Genomic DNA, 14,302 nt, shown 5'->3' on the forward strand with positions numbered 1-14,302 from the left:
AGTGAAAGGACGAGTTAGGAATGTCAAGTATTGAAGTAGCTTTAGTTGATGAGCATTTTATGCATGGCAAAGTGGCAGTCAGCTGGTGTAGTTATTGGGATAGTCATTTAATCATTGTGGTTAATGATGAATTGGTGGGTGACAAGACACGCCAAGGTCTCTTAGAAATGGCTGTTCCGGATGAAATCTCGACTCGTTTTTACTCGATAGAGAAGGCTATTCGTAAATTAAGTAAACTCGATGCCGACAAACGAGCAGTAATCATCACCAAAACCTTGGATGACCTGTTGGCATTAACGGATGCGGGTATCTTTATTCCAAGGGTAGTATTAAGCAGTATTCCTTTTGAGAATGGGGATTTATCTGTGACGCCGGATTTAAGTCTGTCTGCTGAACATATTGCTGCTTTACGTTTATTACAGAATCAAGGAGTTTCGATTGAGTCGCGCCAGACCCCAGAAGATGAAGTTAGTCGGCTAGCATTGTAATGTTAAATGCTAACTATCCTTATAAATATTGATTTAAGCCTATTTTTCGCTCTTTTTTCGAAAAATAGGCTTTTTACTTGACAATATTTTCAGCTTATCTTGTGACTTAGAGCTAAGTAGGGTATGATTAAGCTATTAAATAATGTAATACTGTGGATTATGCTGAAAGAGGTAAATCAAATGAAAAAAGCAACAACCATACTCAAATTTATATTCCTTTGTGGGTTGGCTTTTTTAATGACAGCTTGTCAAAATCAAGCCAATCGCTCAAATCAAGATCAGGAAAACAGCCAAGCTTCTGAAATTGTTCAAGAATCGACGACCGAAGCAGTTCCAGACCGATACGTGACCGTGCGATCCATTGGTGATATTTTGCTCCATGATTATGTTTACTGGGATGGAGCGACTCCAGATGGATCTTACAACTTTGATAAAATGTTCACCCAGGTTAAACCATACTTAGAGAACGCTGATATCACCACGGCCAATATGGAAACCATCGTGGCCGGCTCAAAATTAGGGGTCTCTTCTTATCCCGTGTTTAATGCTCCAGAACAAATCATCGATACCTTAAAGAACGTTGGGGTAGATATCGTTAATAATGCAACCAATCATACCATGGACTGGGGACCGGAAGGGGCACTGGCATCAATTGCTACGCTCAAAGAAAAAGGCATGCCATATGTTGGCTCTTATGAAAGTTGGGACGATTATAACACCCCACGGGTGCTAGATGTTAATGGGGTTAAAGTCGGTTTTCTGGCTTATACCTATGGCCTAAACGGCAATTATCTCCCAGAAGATCAAACTTATTTGGCGACTTTGATTGATAATGAGTTGATTCGTTTGGAGATAGAACGTTTAAAGAAATTCTGTGATGTTTCTATTGTAATATTCCATATTGGTGAAGAGAATGATTTCTATCCAAGTGCTTGGCAAGAAGAAGTCTTTAATGTTGCTAAAGAGGCTGGGGCTAACTTCGTTATTGGGGGCCATCCTCATGTCTTGCAGCCAGGTATTATTTGGAATGAATCGCAAGCAGGATTCTACTCACATGGGAACTTCTTATCTGGTCAGGTTCAATTAGATCAGAAGGTTGGATCTATCTGGGAATATCGCTTCAAGATCGACAGTAATAATAAAGTAACCATTGATCAGATGCGCATGATGCCAACTTATAATCCTGGCTATCCTGAATTTGCTAATTATTCGGTCCTACCATTGGCAGATGCTGCTGACTTAGGGGTTGTAGATGTGCCTGCTAAGTTTGCCGAACTTAAAGATCGAATCCAGACTTATAACCCAGAGATTGAAGTTGTTGAATATTTAGATTAATTGAGCAACATAAGAATAACAATTCGAATTATATTGATAAGAAAACAGCTACAAAGATTGGACTGATTCGCGAATCGGGGGCACAACTTTGTGGTTGTTTTCTTTTTTAGCTTAGCAAGTCTGCTTTTAGACTTATCTGCTTGATTATACAAGTTGAATTATTTTATCACAAAATATTGACTAAGAAAGACGTGAATATCTTGAGGGAATTACTGATCTTTGAGATCAGTAAATTTTTGCGACCCCATAATTTATTACCAGAAAAATTATTTCAATAATTTAATAATTTTATTCGTATTTTGTCTACTTCTTGTCTAATTATCCTTGAGAATATTAGAAGGAGATTTTATTGCGAATGAAGTGGATAAAGCTTGTATGGATAAGTTGCTTATTAATGACTAAGATAGTGGAAGCTGAGGAATATGAAAGTATTGAACTTGAAGATCCCTATATTTTGACCCAAGAACTGCCAATCGCTGATATTAATCGTGAAGACTGTATTCAACTAATTCGAGGTGGAGATCAAGCGCAAGAGGAAGATGAATCTATTACTTTGAAACTAGAAGAATTGCGAGCTGAACTCAAAGAATTAGAAGAAAGTTACCAAGCTCTCAACCTTCAGATCGAAAGATTAGAACAAGGAGATCAAGACTCATTGGGCCAACTCAATAGTCAAATGGAGGAGTTAATCGATCAGATATATCAAGAAGCAAGCCAGCTTCCAAGCTTTCAAGAATTAGCTCAAGAAGATCAACTGGACTGGCTGAGCCAAGATGCTCGTGTCCTAGCATTAGAAGAACAAATGAATGAGATTGAGAATGAAATCAATCACTTAATTGCGCAACGCGATGCGATTGAATCTCGCCATCAACAAGTGGCTTTTGATATCGAAACGTTGGAAGAACGCATCAATCAACAGGAAGATGATAAATTACAACAGAACCAATGCTTACTCTATCCTTATTCAAGTCCTTATTACCAAGACGAACTGGGATTGACTGATATGGAAGGTAGCGATTTAGGACAATATCTGACCAAAATCGATCAAAAATTAGCCAAATTGGTCCCTAAAGCATACCAAGGGGTAACTTTCGCTAATATTCATCAAACTTACCAAGATTTGCTAACATCTCAACAAGCGTCAAATTTATCTATAAATAAAGTACCAGTCGTTTTTAATGAAGCGCAGTTAGCTGACTATCAATATGCTAAAGAAATGGGTCTCAATGAATTACAATTGATCGCTAGTTACGCATATGCCCAGTATCAAAAAGACCATAATTTTTCACGTTATCAGGAAAGTTATCACGATTTATGGCAACTAAAAGAAGAGCAGTTTCTATATTTTGTTGCCATTAATGAAGAGCATTTTACTCAAATTAAAGCAAGTCTGGCCGACTTCTTAAACCATAAGCAATACAGTGATGAGACCAGCATTGCTAAGCTAAAGACCCTCCATCAACGCTACCAAATCAAATTGGTTATTTTTGACCAAGATCAGGGCCTTTGGCAAAGTGTTCCCAATGATCAGACGGGCTTCTCAGCTGAGCCACTCTTGGAGACTAGTCCTGAATCCTTCGCCTCAAGTAACTCAGCGACGACATCAGAAGACCAATCATCTTCTATTGAAGAAGGCTTAATCAGTCCTTCAGAAGATTCAATCGACCAGCATGAGAAATTGAGCCAATTAAAGGATAAATTGAAAAAGAAAGGGAAAAAGACCCCCACAAAAAATTTAACACACAACCAAGCAAAGGGAAAAGAAAAACCAGCTAAAAAAGAAAAAGACAGCAAACCTTTAGCGCTTCCGACGACGGGAGAAGTTGCGGGAATCAATCGCATCTTGCTTGGACTACTTATTATTGGACTCGCCGGAGTCTTGCTTATTCATCGCCATAAACGTAAACAAGCCCGAAAACAAGATGATATCTCACTCGACTAAACATTTTGTTCGCTGAATTGATGAAAGAAGCGTATACTTAAGAGTGTAAGGAGGATGTTTATGTCAAATATACAGGAACAACTTGATTCATTTACTTCAATTGATCCAGCCAAAGCTGAAAGTTTAATACAAGAAAGAAACGGGAATATTATCTTTGTCGGTCGGCCAAATTGTCCATTCTGCCAAAAGTTTATCCCTAAGCTCTATCAAGTAGCCCAAGAACATCAACTAAATGTTTATTATTTGTTCTCACAAGACCCACGTTATGCCAAAGAAATCCAAGACTTCCGCCAAAAATATGGCGTTGAAACGGTGCCCGGTTTAATCTATGCTGGCGAAGAAGTCAAAGTCCGTTGTGATAGCTCGATGACTGAAACTAAGATTGCCGAATTTGTGCAGGCTTAACTTTTAGATTCATAACAAAAAACACAAATCCTTCCTTAGACGGAGGGATTTTTATGTTTTTGCGATAAACTATTTAAGTAAAGGAGGGGGCTTATGAATTATCATTTCATCCATCGATGCCTCTGGGCTTATCGCCAATATTTTAAAAGTCAAATCAAATTATTAAGTATCATGTTCTTAATGTTTGCCGGTGGATTATCACTAATGAATGTTTCTCATCCGATCTTACTGGCTTTCGGGATTAGCTTGGTTGATGCACTTCCTTTATTAGGTAGTGGTATCATCTTCATTCCTTGGATCATAATTTGTCTCCTTCAAGGTCAGTTAACATTGACCGTTGCCTTATTTACTTTGTGGCTGACTAGCTTTATCTTGCGCCAAGTGATGGAGAATTATTTGCTTGGCAAAGATTTTGCTGTTCCTTTTTACTTACCGATATTTCTGGTAATTCTCTGTAGTCTGGTATTTAATGTCTTTGCCTGGCTGGCTATTCCTTTATTGCTTCCCTTAGTCGCGGTGCTATATCATTGGTTGAAAGATCAAAAAACCTATTAAAAAGAGAAAATAAGGAGAACAATTAGAGACTTACCATATAATCTAATCTATGTTAGAATGAATATGTAAGAAATAGGAGAGGGTGTTGGTCATGCCACATACAGTCTATACGAATTATTGGATTAATCGGCGGAACGAAGTTCAGAAAGAACACGGAAGTTATGAAACAGAAGAAGAAGCTTTGGCAGGAATCAAAGCTTGGTGGGAATTGCAAAACGATAATTACCGCGATGTTCAAGAAATTCGCACCAATACTGGTGCTTTAGAGATTACCTATGGCGATGATAACTACTATTATCGAATTGAACCTCGAGTGATTCATGAATCACTTCCTAGCCGAAAATATCGGCTGATGTCCAGTGGCGAAATCATGTCTAAACGCAAGCAACTTAATCTTGATGATGAAACCTTATTATTTGACGAATTAGCAGAACCTCATCGAGATCGAATCATTGTGGCCATGGCTGATAGCAAAAAAGCGAAGGAATGGCTTTATACCAATAGTGGTAAACCTATTTTAAATATTCAAGAATACTTAGCTACCCGACAAGCAAAATAAATTAGATTTAATGGTGTTCGTATAACTCAGAATCTCGCTGAAATATCAGTGGGATTCTTTTTTTCGACTTTAATTTTATTTCAGATTTATTCTCTAAGTAACATTGATGGAAACTATAAATAAATCTCAAACCTGATAAATTGCAGCAAAATCTTGCTATCGTTATAATATGACTATGATAAAACGGTTGCAGGAGGGAATAGGATGCGTGAAATCTTACCCAATCTTTATAGTTTTTCGATTACTTTGCCCAATAGTCCGCTTAAACAGATTAATTCCTATGTCATCAAAGGTTCGGAACGCAATGTCCTCTTTGACACGGCTTATAATTTACCCCAATGTCAAGCGGCTCTCCTCGCTGGGCTAGCTGAACTGGATTTAAAGATCGAGGATATGGACTTGGTACTCACTCATTTACATGCTGACCATACTGGGTTGACACACTTGTTTAGTGATGCAGGTTGTCGGATCTATGCCAATCCGATAGATGCCACTTATGCCAATGGCATGGTGAGTGGTAAATATTGGCATCTGATGGATAGTTTTCGCCTTTTATACGGCATGCATGAAGATGAATTACAAATTATGGATAATCCCGGCTATCGTTATCAATTGGCTCATCCTTTTGACTATATTCCTCTCAATATAGGTGAGAAGTTCAGTGTGGGGGACTATCATTTTGAGATCCTGGACTTGATGGGGCACACGCCGGGGCATATCGGCCTTTATGATCAAGATAAACAGATTATCTTCAGTGCGGATACAGTCCTTGACCCAATGACTCCAAATATTACTTATTGGGGGGCTCAATATCCTAGTATCCTGGGTGCTTACTTGAATACTTTAAGACGGTTGAAATCTTTACCGCTAAAATTAATGTTTGCCACTCATCGTAAAATTATTGACTCACCGAAGCAACGTATGGATCAGATTATTCAGCATCATTATGAACGGATGCAGGAAATCTTAGATGCCATGGAAATTGGCCAGGCTTATACCATTCGCGATATTTCGGCCAAAATCAGTTGGCGCATCAAAGCCGAGAGTTGGGAGGATTTTCCTAAGAGTCAGAAATGGTTCGCTGCTGGAGAAACCATGGCCCATGCAGAATATTTGGCTAATCTATCCTATTTGGAGCTAACTAAAGTGTCGGGAACACTTTATTTTAAGAAAGTCCGTCAACAGATTGATTTGGCAGATTTTGCATAAGTTATATAGTGAATAGTCACTAGATATTGACCTAAGCAGCATTCTCTTGATGAATAGAACTTGTTAGATAAATTGCCCCTTCGTTAGTCAGAAAATAGAAGGCTAAGCAAGTTAAATTCCATCATCAAGCAATCTGTAGGGGTAGTATCTAGTCTTTTTATGCTCAAAAATCATCTCTGAGCAAGATATATGAAGAGGAAATCAAGTCATCCTGAACCATAAGTGGTATTTTACCTGAGCCAATCATATGTTACTAAAATTATTTCATTATATTAGCAAAAGTATATTAGTTCGAAGAATTCTTCGCATATGTTACAATTTTAATAAGTAAAATTTATCATTATTCTCATGATAATTTCAGAATGAAAGGGTGAGGCGATGAATTCGAAAAATCGATCCATTTTTCAATTTATTGTATATAGTTTATTTGGTATTTTTATGTTTTTTGTTCCGATTCAGATTGGTGAGACCAATACCATTCCCATCGATCATATTGTCGCGCGCATTCAGAGTATTCCGAATCTAACCTTAGTGACGGGGTCCTTGTTGATTATTGTGGGAAGTATCTTACCTTTTGTAACGGGGTCATGGAAGAAGAATAACATTACTCGGATTCTTTCCTTGATCCAGATTACGGCGATTCCTTTCTTAGCCATGTATCTCTTTAAAATTGGACCTCAAGATTTATTGAAGGAAGATATGATTCCCTTTATCTTTGAGAAGATTGTCACCCCGGTAACGACCATTATTCCGATCGGGGCTGTCTTCTTGGCTTTTATTGTTTCTTATGGGTTAATGGAATTCATTGGGGTGCTGATGCGACCGATTATGGTGCCTTTATTTAGGACACCGGGACGAAGTGCGGTAGATGCAGTGGCTTCTTTTGTCGGCTCGTATTCAATCGCCTTATTAATTACCAACCGGGTCTATAAGGAAGGGCGTTATAATCAACGGGAGGCGGCTATTATTGCGACTGGCTTCTCAACGGTTTCAGCGACTTTCATGATTATTGTCGCCAAGACAGCGGGGTTGATGGATCAATGGCTCTTGTATTTTACGACCACGATTATCGTGACCTTTGTGGTCACCATGTTAACCACACGCATTTATCCCTTGGCTACTAAATCAACGACGTATTATCCAGAAGCCACCCCTGAAATTGAACAAGACGTCAAAGCTGATCGACTCAAAGTGGCCTGGCAAGAAGCACTCGCCGTGTCTGCTCAAGCGCCTAATTTAATCGATAATATTGTTTCAAATTTCAAAGATGGCCTGACCATGTCGGTTAAAATTGCCCCATCCTTAATGTCAGTGGGTATCTTGTCACTGATTCTAGCTCAATATACACCACTATTCGACTGGCTGGGTTATATCTTCTATCCGATTACCTGGCTAGTCAGATTGCCAGAAGCCATGTTAGCCGCCAAGGCAGCCGCCTTGAGTATTGCTGAGATGTTCTTACCGACCTTGTTGGTAGTTAATGCTGCCGAACCGGTGCGTTATGTCATTGCCATTGTTTCAATCTCTGAAATACTATTCTTCTCCGCCTCGATTCCTTGTATCATGGCGACCGAAATTCCCTTAAATATTAAAGACTTCTTAATCATCTGGTTTGAACGGGTCGTCTTATCTATCTTAATTGCCACACCTTTAGTATATTGGTTATTTATTTAAGTTTATTAGAATAGACAGGAGACAAGGGAGAATTACCAACGGTTATTCTCCCTTTGTTTTGTATGAGCAGAACCTGTAATCAAGCGTATCGTTTGCATCTCATCGATGACAAAGTTACCATCAAATGATGAAGATGGTGCAATCCATGTCAATATCTAATTCTCAGATCAATAGTAAAGGAGCATGGGATGATTGAATTTAAAAATGTAAGTAAAATCTACCAGGACAAGCCAGTAGTCAAACAGTTAAACTTAAAGATTGAAAAAGGTGAATTCTTTGTCTTAGTAGGCCAAAGTGGGAGTGGAAAGACCACAACCCTGAAGATGATTAATCGCTTGATTGAACCTGAAGAAGGGGTTATTTACAAGGATGGTCGCGATATACAGTTCTATGAGTTACGCCCCCTCCGCTTAGAGATTGGTTACGTCTTACAACAGATTGCTTTATTTCCGAATATGACCGTAGCCGAGAATATTAGCCTCATCCCCGAAATGAAAAAATGGCCCAAAACTAAACGATTGACCGAATGTAAGATACTCCTAGAGAAAGTCGATCTTGATCCAGATACCTATTTGAATCGATTACCTAAAGATTTATCGGGTGGCGAACAGCAAAGGGTAGGTATCTTAAGGAGTATTATTTCTCACCCTGATATTCTTTTGATGGATGAACCTTTCTCTGCGCTAGATCCTATTTCACGGAGTCAACTGCAAGAATTAATTAAACAACTTCATCAAGAATTGAAGATGACCATTGTCTTTGTAACGCATGATATGAATGAAGCCTGTTTATTGGCTGATCGAATTGGTGTTATGAAAGACGGCGAGATGATTCAAGTCGGCAGTGTCGACCAAGTACGTGACCATCCAGCTAATCAGTGGGTGGAAGAATTATTTCATGGGGGAGGGGAAGGAGCATGACCTCTTTGATTCAAACCTTTCAAGAACGATTCGCCGACTGGCTAGTAGCTTTAGGCCAACATTTACAAATATCCTTGTTTGCCTTATTACTCGCCATTGTCATAGCGATCCCATTAGCCATTCTTTTGACTAATTATCCACGTTTGCGTCAAATAGCTGTGCAGATTGCAGGTGTATTTCAGACCATTCCTTCCTTAGCCTTATTAGGTTTGTTAATTCCAATTCTGGGGATTGGGACCGGATCGGCAGTCACTGCTCTGGTTGTCTATGGAATGTTTCCCATATTGCAGAATACCTTGACGGGTCTAGTGAATTTAGATCCTAATCTGGTCGAAGCTGCCAAGGCTTTTGGTATGACGAAGTGGGAACGCCTGAAGAAATTTGAACTGGCCTTAGCGATGCCAGTCATTATCTCAGGCATCCGCACCTCGGCGGTATTAATTATTGGTACGGCGACTCTGGCAGCTTTAATTGGTGCCGGTGGCTTAGGAAGTTTTATTCTATTAGGGATTGACCGTCATAATATGGATCTGATTCTAATCGGCGCCATCTCTTCGGCCCTGTTAGCCATCCTATTTTCTAGTTTTATTGCTTTCTTGGAGAAGAAGTCCCTTAAGCAGATTTTCTTAGCCTTTCTCGTCTTAATCATGGCTTTAGGCGCTTCCTATGGGCCAAAATATTTGAATAAAATGACCGGCCAATCGGATGAAGTGGTCATTGCGGGTAAACTAGGCCCTGAACCAGAAATTCTAATCAATATGTATAAATTATTGATTGAAGATCAGACCGATTTAAGCGTGCGATTGGAACCAAATTTCGGCAAAACAAGTTTCTTGTATGAAGCCTTAAAGGCCAAACAAGTGGATATTTATCCTGAATTTACCGGAACCATTGCTTACAGTTTATTAGCCGATGTTCCCCCAAGTAGTACCGATCCTGAAGAAGTTTATCGTTTGGCCAAGGAAGGCATTGCTGAACAAGATCAATTGGATTATCTCTTACCGATGCAATATCAGAATACTTATGCCTTAGCCATGCAGGAAGATCTCGCTCAAGATCAGCATATCGAAAAGATTTCGGATCTTAAAAAGATTGAAAAACAAATTCAGGCCGGTTTTACTTTGGAATTTAATGACCGACCTGATGGAAATTTGGGCTTGCAGTCGAAATATGGCTTAAACTTACAAGTCTCAACCTTTGAACCCGCACTGCGTTATCAAGCCATTCAAGAAGGGCAGATTCAATTGATTGATGCCTATTCCACGGACAGTGAATTACTTGAATATGGTTTGCGGGTGTTAGAAGATGATCAGCAACTCTTTCCGCCTTATCAGGGAGCCCCTCTACTAAGACCTGGTTTATTGAAAGACCATCCAGAACTTGAGGATTGTCTCAATCAATTAGCCGGAAAAATCAGTGAAGAAGAAATGCGGCAGATGAATTATCAGGTCAAGGTCGATGGTAAATCTGCTGCTGAAGTTGCTGAAGAATACCTTAAATCGCAAAATTTATTAAGCCGCTAAATCATTAAACAGTTGTCGAATTTATTGTGATAGATGCTGAAAGAAGAGTATATTTCTGTTACTAAAATAAACCCAGCCATTTAAAAGCTTGACTAATTTCTGTGTAGGACAGATTGAGCTTTTAATATGCTGGGTTTAATGCTATTAAAAGGTCACTAGAGGAGAATAGCAAGTTAACAAGAAATCGTTCTATTCCGATAATCCTCTGCCTTTTATTTCTTCGCTTGGCGAAAGCTTTCCAAGTAGTGGTCGACCAATTCACTGCTAAGATCTTCCTGATAATACCTGGATTGTAACTTGCCCTCATCAAAGTACAATTGGTCTAATTTACTGACTTCATCAGTCGCCTGATTATAGAATTCCACCAGAATCCCATCTTGGTAACGGGAGAAATTGAGTTTGTTTTTTTTGTAAGGAGAGGGTCAGGACCGACATAATTCCATCCGAGCCGAGGAAATACTCATCAGGATCTAGATCGCTCTGGCGAGCTGATTGGTAAAGTCTTTCAGGAACCCATTAATTTGGTTCATAGTCTCCGTCAATAATCTATCGGCATCTTCCGGAAGTCGACGATCTTGATAGTCATCATTTAGTTGATCAATTAATTCTTCTTGAGTCATCTTACATCCTCCTATCTATAAGTATATTTTATAACTTTTGAGCGAAAATGCCCATAAATTAGCTTATATTAAGATTTAATGCACTTTTCTTTTTTTATTATAATTTTTAGTAATTTTATCATTATTTTAATTAATGATTAGGGCTAGCAATTTAAATTGACTATTAGATTCTATCGGTTAAAATATAGGGGAAAGCGCTATCATCTAATTTCATTTTAATGAATTAGGACTTTTCTAAGATAAGGCCATATCTTAGGTACTTCATAAAGAAAGAAGGAAAGATATGACAGAATTTATTAATAAAAAAAGATTTGATAACACTTTAGTGAATGGATTAGTGGCATTTATTTCTGTATTTATTACGGCTAATGTGTTTTGGATTGTTTTCTCACAGCTATTTAAATTTATATTTACGTTAATCAGCGGATCTGCCCTTAATCGCTTAAGCCCTGAATTAGCCAGTGCTTGGATGACCGTTGCTGTCGAAGGCGCCTTCTTTTGGTTAGTGATTACACCATGGATTTGGATGGCCTTAAATCTAGGTAATCCAGGGAAATATGACCATGGTATTAAGCAGCCCGGGGTAGGGCTTAGATATCTCTTAAGAAGTATGCTTTGGGGATTGATTGCCTTTTTCGTCTTTACTATCTTCCTAGGCTTCTGGTGGGAACCATTTAGTTTAACTTATTTATTCCGTCCTGAGAATGATCAAGCTGCCAGCATTGCCATCAAGAGCTTTACTGCTTTGAACTTCTTTGCTTTAGCAGCTATTCTGGCTCAAATTCCATCTGTTTCGTTATTTGGTAAGTGGCCCGCTCAGTTATTTACAGATGATCCTAAAACGATTGGCTTTATCAATTTCTCCTTGAGTTTGGGCATTGCCATCTTAGTCTGGTTAGGCATCATGATTCCTGGATTTATGGAACCGATTGAATATATGGGCCAAGCGATCACTCGTAACCCATGGGGAGGTTGGCATGGTGAACTAGCTTGGTTCCAACTTTTTATCTTATTCTTCTTAATTCCAGCCGAAGGATTTGCCTTGTATCCTCAACGTTGGATTACGCGTAAACAGCCTTGGTCTGGTTTGGTCGGTCTGGTCATTGCTATGTTGGCCGCTTTTGTCCTGCATCCTGTCCTTAAAACAATCTTAGCTCCGATTGCAAGTGCAGCGAATCTGCCTGACAATGATTTGATGGTCGCATCTTTTGCCCTGTCAATCATCAATGTGATGTTAACCTGGCATCAACTTTTTGAAGATTATCCTCATATTGATCAAGTAGGGGGGCATGAAGGGCGACGCATTCTACGTCAATTTATCATCGTGATCGTTCTTGGATCTATCTTCGGTTTGATTTGGCCATTTATTTGGCAACTTCTGCCTCTGGCTGGCAATGACCTTGGTTTAGGTCATCCAGTATTAGGACTAATTGCCGGACACTTTGTTTATATGATGCCAATGTTATATACTGGAACCGGATTTGACCGCTGGCCAGTCAATCAGAATGTTGATCAGTAGTAAACTTATAATTATGGCTTTCTTTTTACCACGCTTTCGGGCGTGGTTTTTGTGTTATGATGGATTAGGAGGGATAGAGATGACGTTTACGATGATTAAAGGAGACATTACTGAATTTCAAGGAGATGCGATTGTTAATGCGGCCAATGAGTCTTTACTTGGCGGTGGGGGCGTTGATGGGGCGATTCATCGGGCGGCTGGACCCGAATTATTAGAGGAATGTCGTAAATTAGGTGGCTGCCGGCCTGGTCAGGCAAAGCTTACCAAAGCCTATCAACTACCGGTTAAATATGTCATTCATACCGTAGGTCCCCGCTATCGAGGGGGTCAATACGGTGAGGCTCAGATTTTAATCGCTTGTTATCAGAATAGTTTGGCATTAGCCGATCAATATGGCTGTCAGTCCATTGCTTTTCCCTTAATTTCTGCTGGGGTTTTTGCTTATCCCTATGAAGAAGCGGTTCAAATTGCTCAAGATTCGATTGAAGGATTTTTAAAGAAGCACAACTCTGAGATGGACGTGTATTTAGTATTGTTTGATCAATAAGTTCATCATCAGGATGTATTTTTATAAATGCTTTGATCAGCTTAATCCATAACTTTTCATTTTTGAGAATGAGCTGATTTTGTTACATTCAACATAGAATAAATTTAAGAAAAGGTGTCATTTCCGCCTCAAAAAATGTTATAATTTGTGGTCGAAATGATTAATTAGGGGGATAGATATGACGAATCATTGGCAAGAATTATTGTTGGCCTTTCTGGTGACCTTATTAGCGGGACTTTCAACCGGAATTGGTAGTTTAGTCGTGTACCGTAAACGTGAATTAAATACTAACTTCTTGGCCGGGTCGCTAGGTTTCTCAGCTGGAGTCATGTTGTATCTCTCTTTGATTGAAATCTTACCAGAATCTCGAGTAGCCTTGGCCGAAATTTATGGCGACCGCCTAGGACTAATTTATACCACTCTAGCTTTTTTCGCTGGCATGATTATCTTAATTGCAATTAACCGATTTGTTCCCAGCCCAGATTTCTTTAAATCTAGTTTAAATCATCAACATGCTGATCCTACTTTAAGTTCTGGGGAACTTTATCGGGTAGGGATTCTAACCATGTTGGCAATTGCCATTCATAATTTTCCCGAAGGATTTGCTAATTTTATTGGCACTTTACATAATCCGGCGCTAGGGCTGCGTTTAAGTTTAGCGATTGCAATCCATAATATTCCTGAAGGAATCTCGGTAGCGATTCCGATTTATTTTGCGACCGCAAATCGGCGTAAGGCTGTTCGAATTTCCTTCCTGTCCGGGGTTTCAGAACCCTTGGGAGCATTATTAGGATTTCTTTTATTTAGACAGTTTATTTCAGAAGCAACTTTTGGCGTACTTTTTGCCATGATTGCTGGGATTATGACCTATATCTCAATCGATGAATTATTACCGATTGCTGAGAAATATGGAGACCATAAATTTGTAATCCGTGGTATTCTAACAGGAATGGCAGTCATTGCCCTGAGCCTAGTCATCTAGTTATCAATCTAATCCAATACAATT

General features: G+C 39.2%; 15 protein-coding genes. 13 read left to right on the top strand and 2 right to left on the bottom strand.

Translation table 11 applies throughout. The features are described from left to right. Window positions 1-20 precede the first annotated feature (20 nt). From BMX34_RS00895 to BMX34_RS00940, 10 genes are all read left to right on the top strand, one after another. Window positions 21-488 carry a PTS sugar transporter subunit IIB gene (locus BMX34_RS00895; protein WP_092569832.1) on the top strand — a complete coding sequence of 156 codons (468 nt, stop codon included), beginning with the start codon at window positions 21-23 and terminating at the stop codon, window positions 486-488. A 180-nt stretch (window positions 489-668) separates the two neighbouring features. Beyond that, window positions 669-1,823 (top strand): CapA family protein, encoded by a 1,155-nt coding sequence (locus BMX34_RS00900; RefSeq protein WP_159428805.1) that lies wholly within the window; start codon window positions 669-671, stop codon window positions 1,821-1,823. Between the two features lie 394 nt (window positions 1,824-2,217). Next, complete coding sequence (locus tag BMX34_RS00905) at window positions 2,218-3,765, top strand: LPXTG cell wall anchor domain-containing protein (RefSeq protein ID WP_159428806.1); 1,548 nt, start codon at window positions 2,218-2,220, stop codon at window positions 3,763-3,765. A gap of 60 nt (window positions 3,766-3,825) precedes the next feature. Next, a complete protein-coding gene (gene traF, locus BMX34_RS00910) occupies window positions 3,826-4,170 on the top strand; it encodes a DUF6568 family protein (RefSeq protein ID WP_092569838.1) in 345 nt (114 codons plus the stop codon). Window positions 4,171-4,263: 93 nt separating this feature from the next. Next, on the top strand, window positions 4,264-4,725 hold the full coding sequence (locus BMX34_RS00915) for an AI-2E family transporter (RefSeq protein ID WP_092569840.1): 462 nt from the start codon (window positions 4,264-4,266) through the stop codon (window positions 4,723-4,725). A gap of 91 nt (window positions 4,726-4,816) precedes the next feature. Further along, window positions 4,817-5,284 (top strand): hypothetical protein, encoded by a 468-nt coding sequence (locus BMX34_RS00920; RefSeq protein ID WP_092569842.1) that lies wholly within the window; start codon window positions 4,817-4,819, stop codon window positions 5,282-5,284. Between the two features lie 204 nt (window positions 5,285-5,488). Further along, window positions 5,489-6,493, top strand: coding sequence for an MBL fold metallo-hydrolase (locus BMX34_RS00925; RefSeq protein ID WP_092569844.1), 1,005 nt, complete (start codon window positions 5,489-5,491; stop codon window positions 6,491-6,493). A 378-nt stretch (window positions 6,494-6,871) separates the two neighbouring features. Continuing rightward, a complete protein-coding gene (locus tag BMX34_RS00930) occupies window positions 6,872-8,167 on the top strand; it encodes a YjiH family protein (protein WP_092569846.1) in 1,296 nt (431 codons plus the stop codon). A 188-nt stretch (window positions 8,168-8,355) separates the two neighbouring features. Further along, window positions 8,356-9,087: an ATP-binding cassette domain-containing protein gene (locus tag BMX34_RS00935; RefSeq protein ID WP_092569848.1), complete on the top strand. Its 732-nt coding sequence runs from the start codon at window positions 8,356-8,358 to the stop codon at window positions 9,085-9,087. Next, a complete protein-coding gene (locus BMX34_RS00940) occupies window positions 9,084-10,610 on the top strand; it encodes an ABC transporter permease/substrate-binding protein (protein WP_092569850.1) in 1,527 nt (508 codons plus the stop codon). Before BMX34_RS00935 ends, BMX34_RS00940 begins: the two co-directional genes overlap by 4 nt. Window positions 10,611-10,822: 212 nt before the next feature. Here BMX34_RS00940 and BMX34_RS09690 read toward each other — a convergent pair whose 3' ends face one another. Both BMX34_RS09690 and BMX34_RS09695 read right to left on the bottom strand, forming a co-directional pair. Then, window positions 10,823-10,975, bottom strand: a complete 153-nt coding sequence (locus tag BMX34_RS09690; RefSeq protein ID WP_159428807.1) for a hypothetical protein — start codon at window positions 10,973-10,975, stop codon at window positions 10,823-10,825. A gap of 105 nt (window positions 10,976-11,080) precedes the next feature. Further along, complete coding sequence (locus BMX34_RS09695; RefSeq protein WP_159428808.1) at window positions 11,081-11,230, bottom strand: hypothetical protein; 150 nt, start codon at window positions 11,228-11,230, stop codon at window positions 11,081-11,083. A 283-nt stretch (window positions 11,231-11,513) separates the two neighbouring features. Here BMX34_RS09695 and BMX34_RS00945 point away from each other — a divergent pair, with 283 nt between their 5' ends. The 3 genes from BMX34_RS00945 (at window position 11,514) to zupT (ending at window position 14,278) form a co-directional block, all read left to right on the top strand. Then, window positions 11,514-12,749 carry a hypothetical protein gene (locus BMX34_RS00945; protein ID WP_092569852.1) on the top strand — a complete coding sequence of 412 codons (1,236 nt, stop codon included), beginning with the start codon at window positions 11,514-11,516 and terminating at the stop codon, window positions 12,747-12,749. Between the two features lie 79 nt (window positions 12,750-12,828). Beyond that, the gene (locus BMX34_RS00950) at window positions 12,829-13,296 is read left to right on the top strand and encodes an O-acetyl-ADP-ribose deacetylase (protein WP_092569854.1); all 468 of its coding nucleotides are present in this window, start codon (window positions 12,829-12,831) and stop codon (window positions 13,294-13,296) included. A 178-nt stretch (window positions 13,297-13,474) separates the two neighbouring features. Continuing rightward, a complete protein-coding gene (zupT, locus tag BMX34_RS00955; RefSeq protein WP_092569856.1) occupies window positions 13,475-14,278 on the top strand; it encodes a zinc transporter ZupT in 804 nt (267 codons plus the stop codon). Window positions 14,279-14,302: the final 24 nt, after the last annotated feature.

Origin of the sequence: Ignavigranum ruoffiae (assembly GCF_900110675.1) — a bacterium.
GTDB lineage: Bacteria > Bacillota > Bacilli > Lactobacillales > Aerococcaceae > Ignavigranum > Ignavigranum ruoffiae.

Bases quoted from the DNA above. Each gene is read 5' to 3' on its own strand.
- BMX34_RS00895 (WP_092569832.1), top strand. From the start codon at position 21: ATGTCAAGTATTGAAGTAGCTTTAGTTGATGAGCATTTTATGCATGGC.
- BMX34_RS00900 (WP_159428805.1), top strand. From the start codon at position 669: ATGAAAAAAGCAACAACCATACTCAAATTTATATTCCTTTGTGGGTTG.
- BMX34_RS00905 (WP_159428806.1), top strand. From the start codon at position 2,218: ATGACTAAGATAGTGGAAGCTGAGGAATATGAAAGTATTGAACTTGAA.
- traF (WP_092569838.1), top strand. From the start codon at position 3,826: ATGTCAAATATACAGGAACAACTTGATTCATTTACTTCAATTGATCCA.
- BMX34_RS00915 (WP_092569840.1), top strand. From the start codon at position 4,264: ATGAATTATCATTTCATCCATCGATGCCTCTGGGCTTATCGCCAATAT.
- BMX34_RS00920 (WP_092569842.1), top strand. From the start codon at position 4,817: ATGCCACATACAGTCTATACGAATTATTGGATTAATCGGCGGAACGAA.
- BMX34_RS00925 (WP_092569844.1), top strand. From the start codon at position 5,489: ATGCGTGAAATCTTACCCAATCTTTATAGTTTTTCGATTACTTTGCCC.
- BMX34_RS00930 (WP_092569846.1), top strand. From the start codon at position 6,872: ATGAATTCGAAAAATCGATCCATTTTTCAATTTATTGTATATAGTTTA.
- BMX34_RS00935 (WP_092569848.1), top strand. From the start codon at position 8,356: ATGATTGAATTTAAAAATGTAAGTAAAATCTACCAGGACAAGCCAGTA.
- BMX34_RS00940 (WP_092569850.1), top strand. From the start codon at position 9,084: ATGACCTCTTTGATTCAAACCTTTCAAGAACGATTCGCCGACTGGCTA.
- BMX34_RS09695 (WP_159428808.1), bottom strand. From the start codon at position 11,230: ATGACTCAAGAAGAATTAATTGATCAACTAAATGATGACTATCAAGAT.
- BMX34_RS00945 (WP_092569852.1), top strand. From the start codon at position 11,514: ATGACAGAATTTATTAATAAAAAAAGATTTGATAACACTTTAGTGAAT.
- BMX34_RS00950 (WP_092569854.1), top strand. From the start codon at position 12,829: ATGACGTTTACGATGATTAAAGGAGACATTACTGAATTTCAAGGAGAT.
- zupT (WP_092569856.1), top strand. From the start codon at position 13,475: ATGACGAATCATTGGCAAGAATTATTGTTGGCCTTTCTGGTGACCTTA.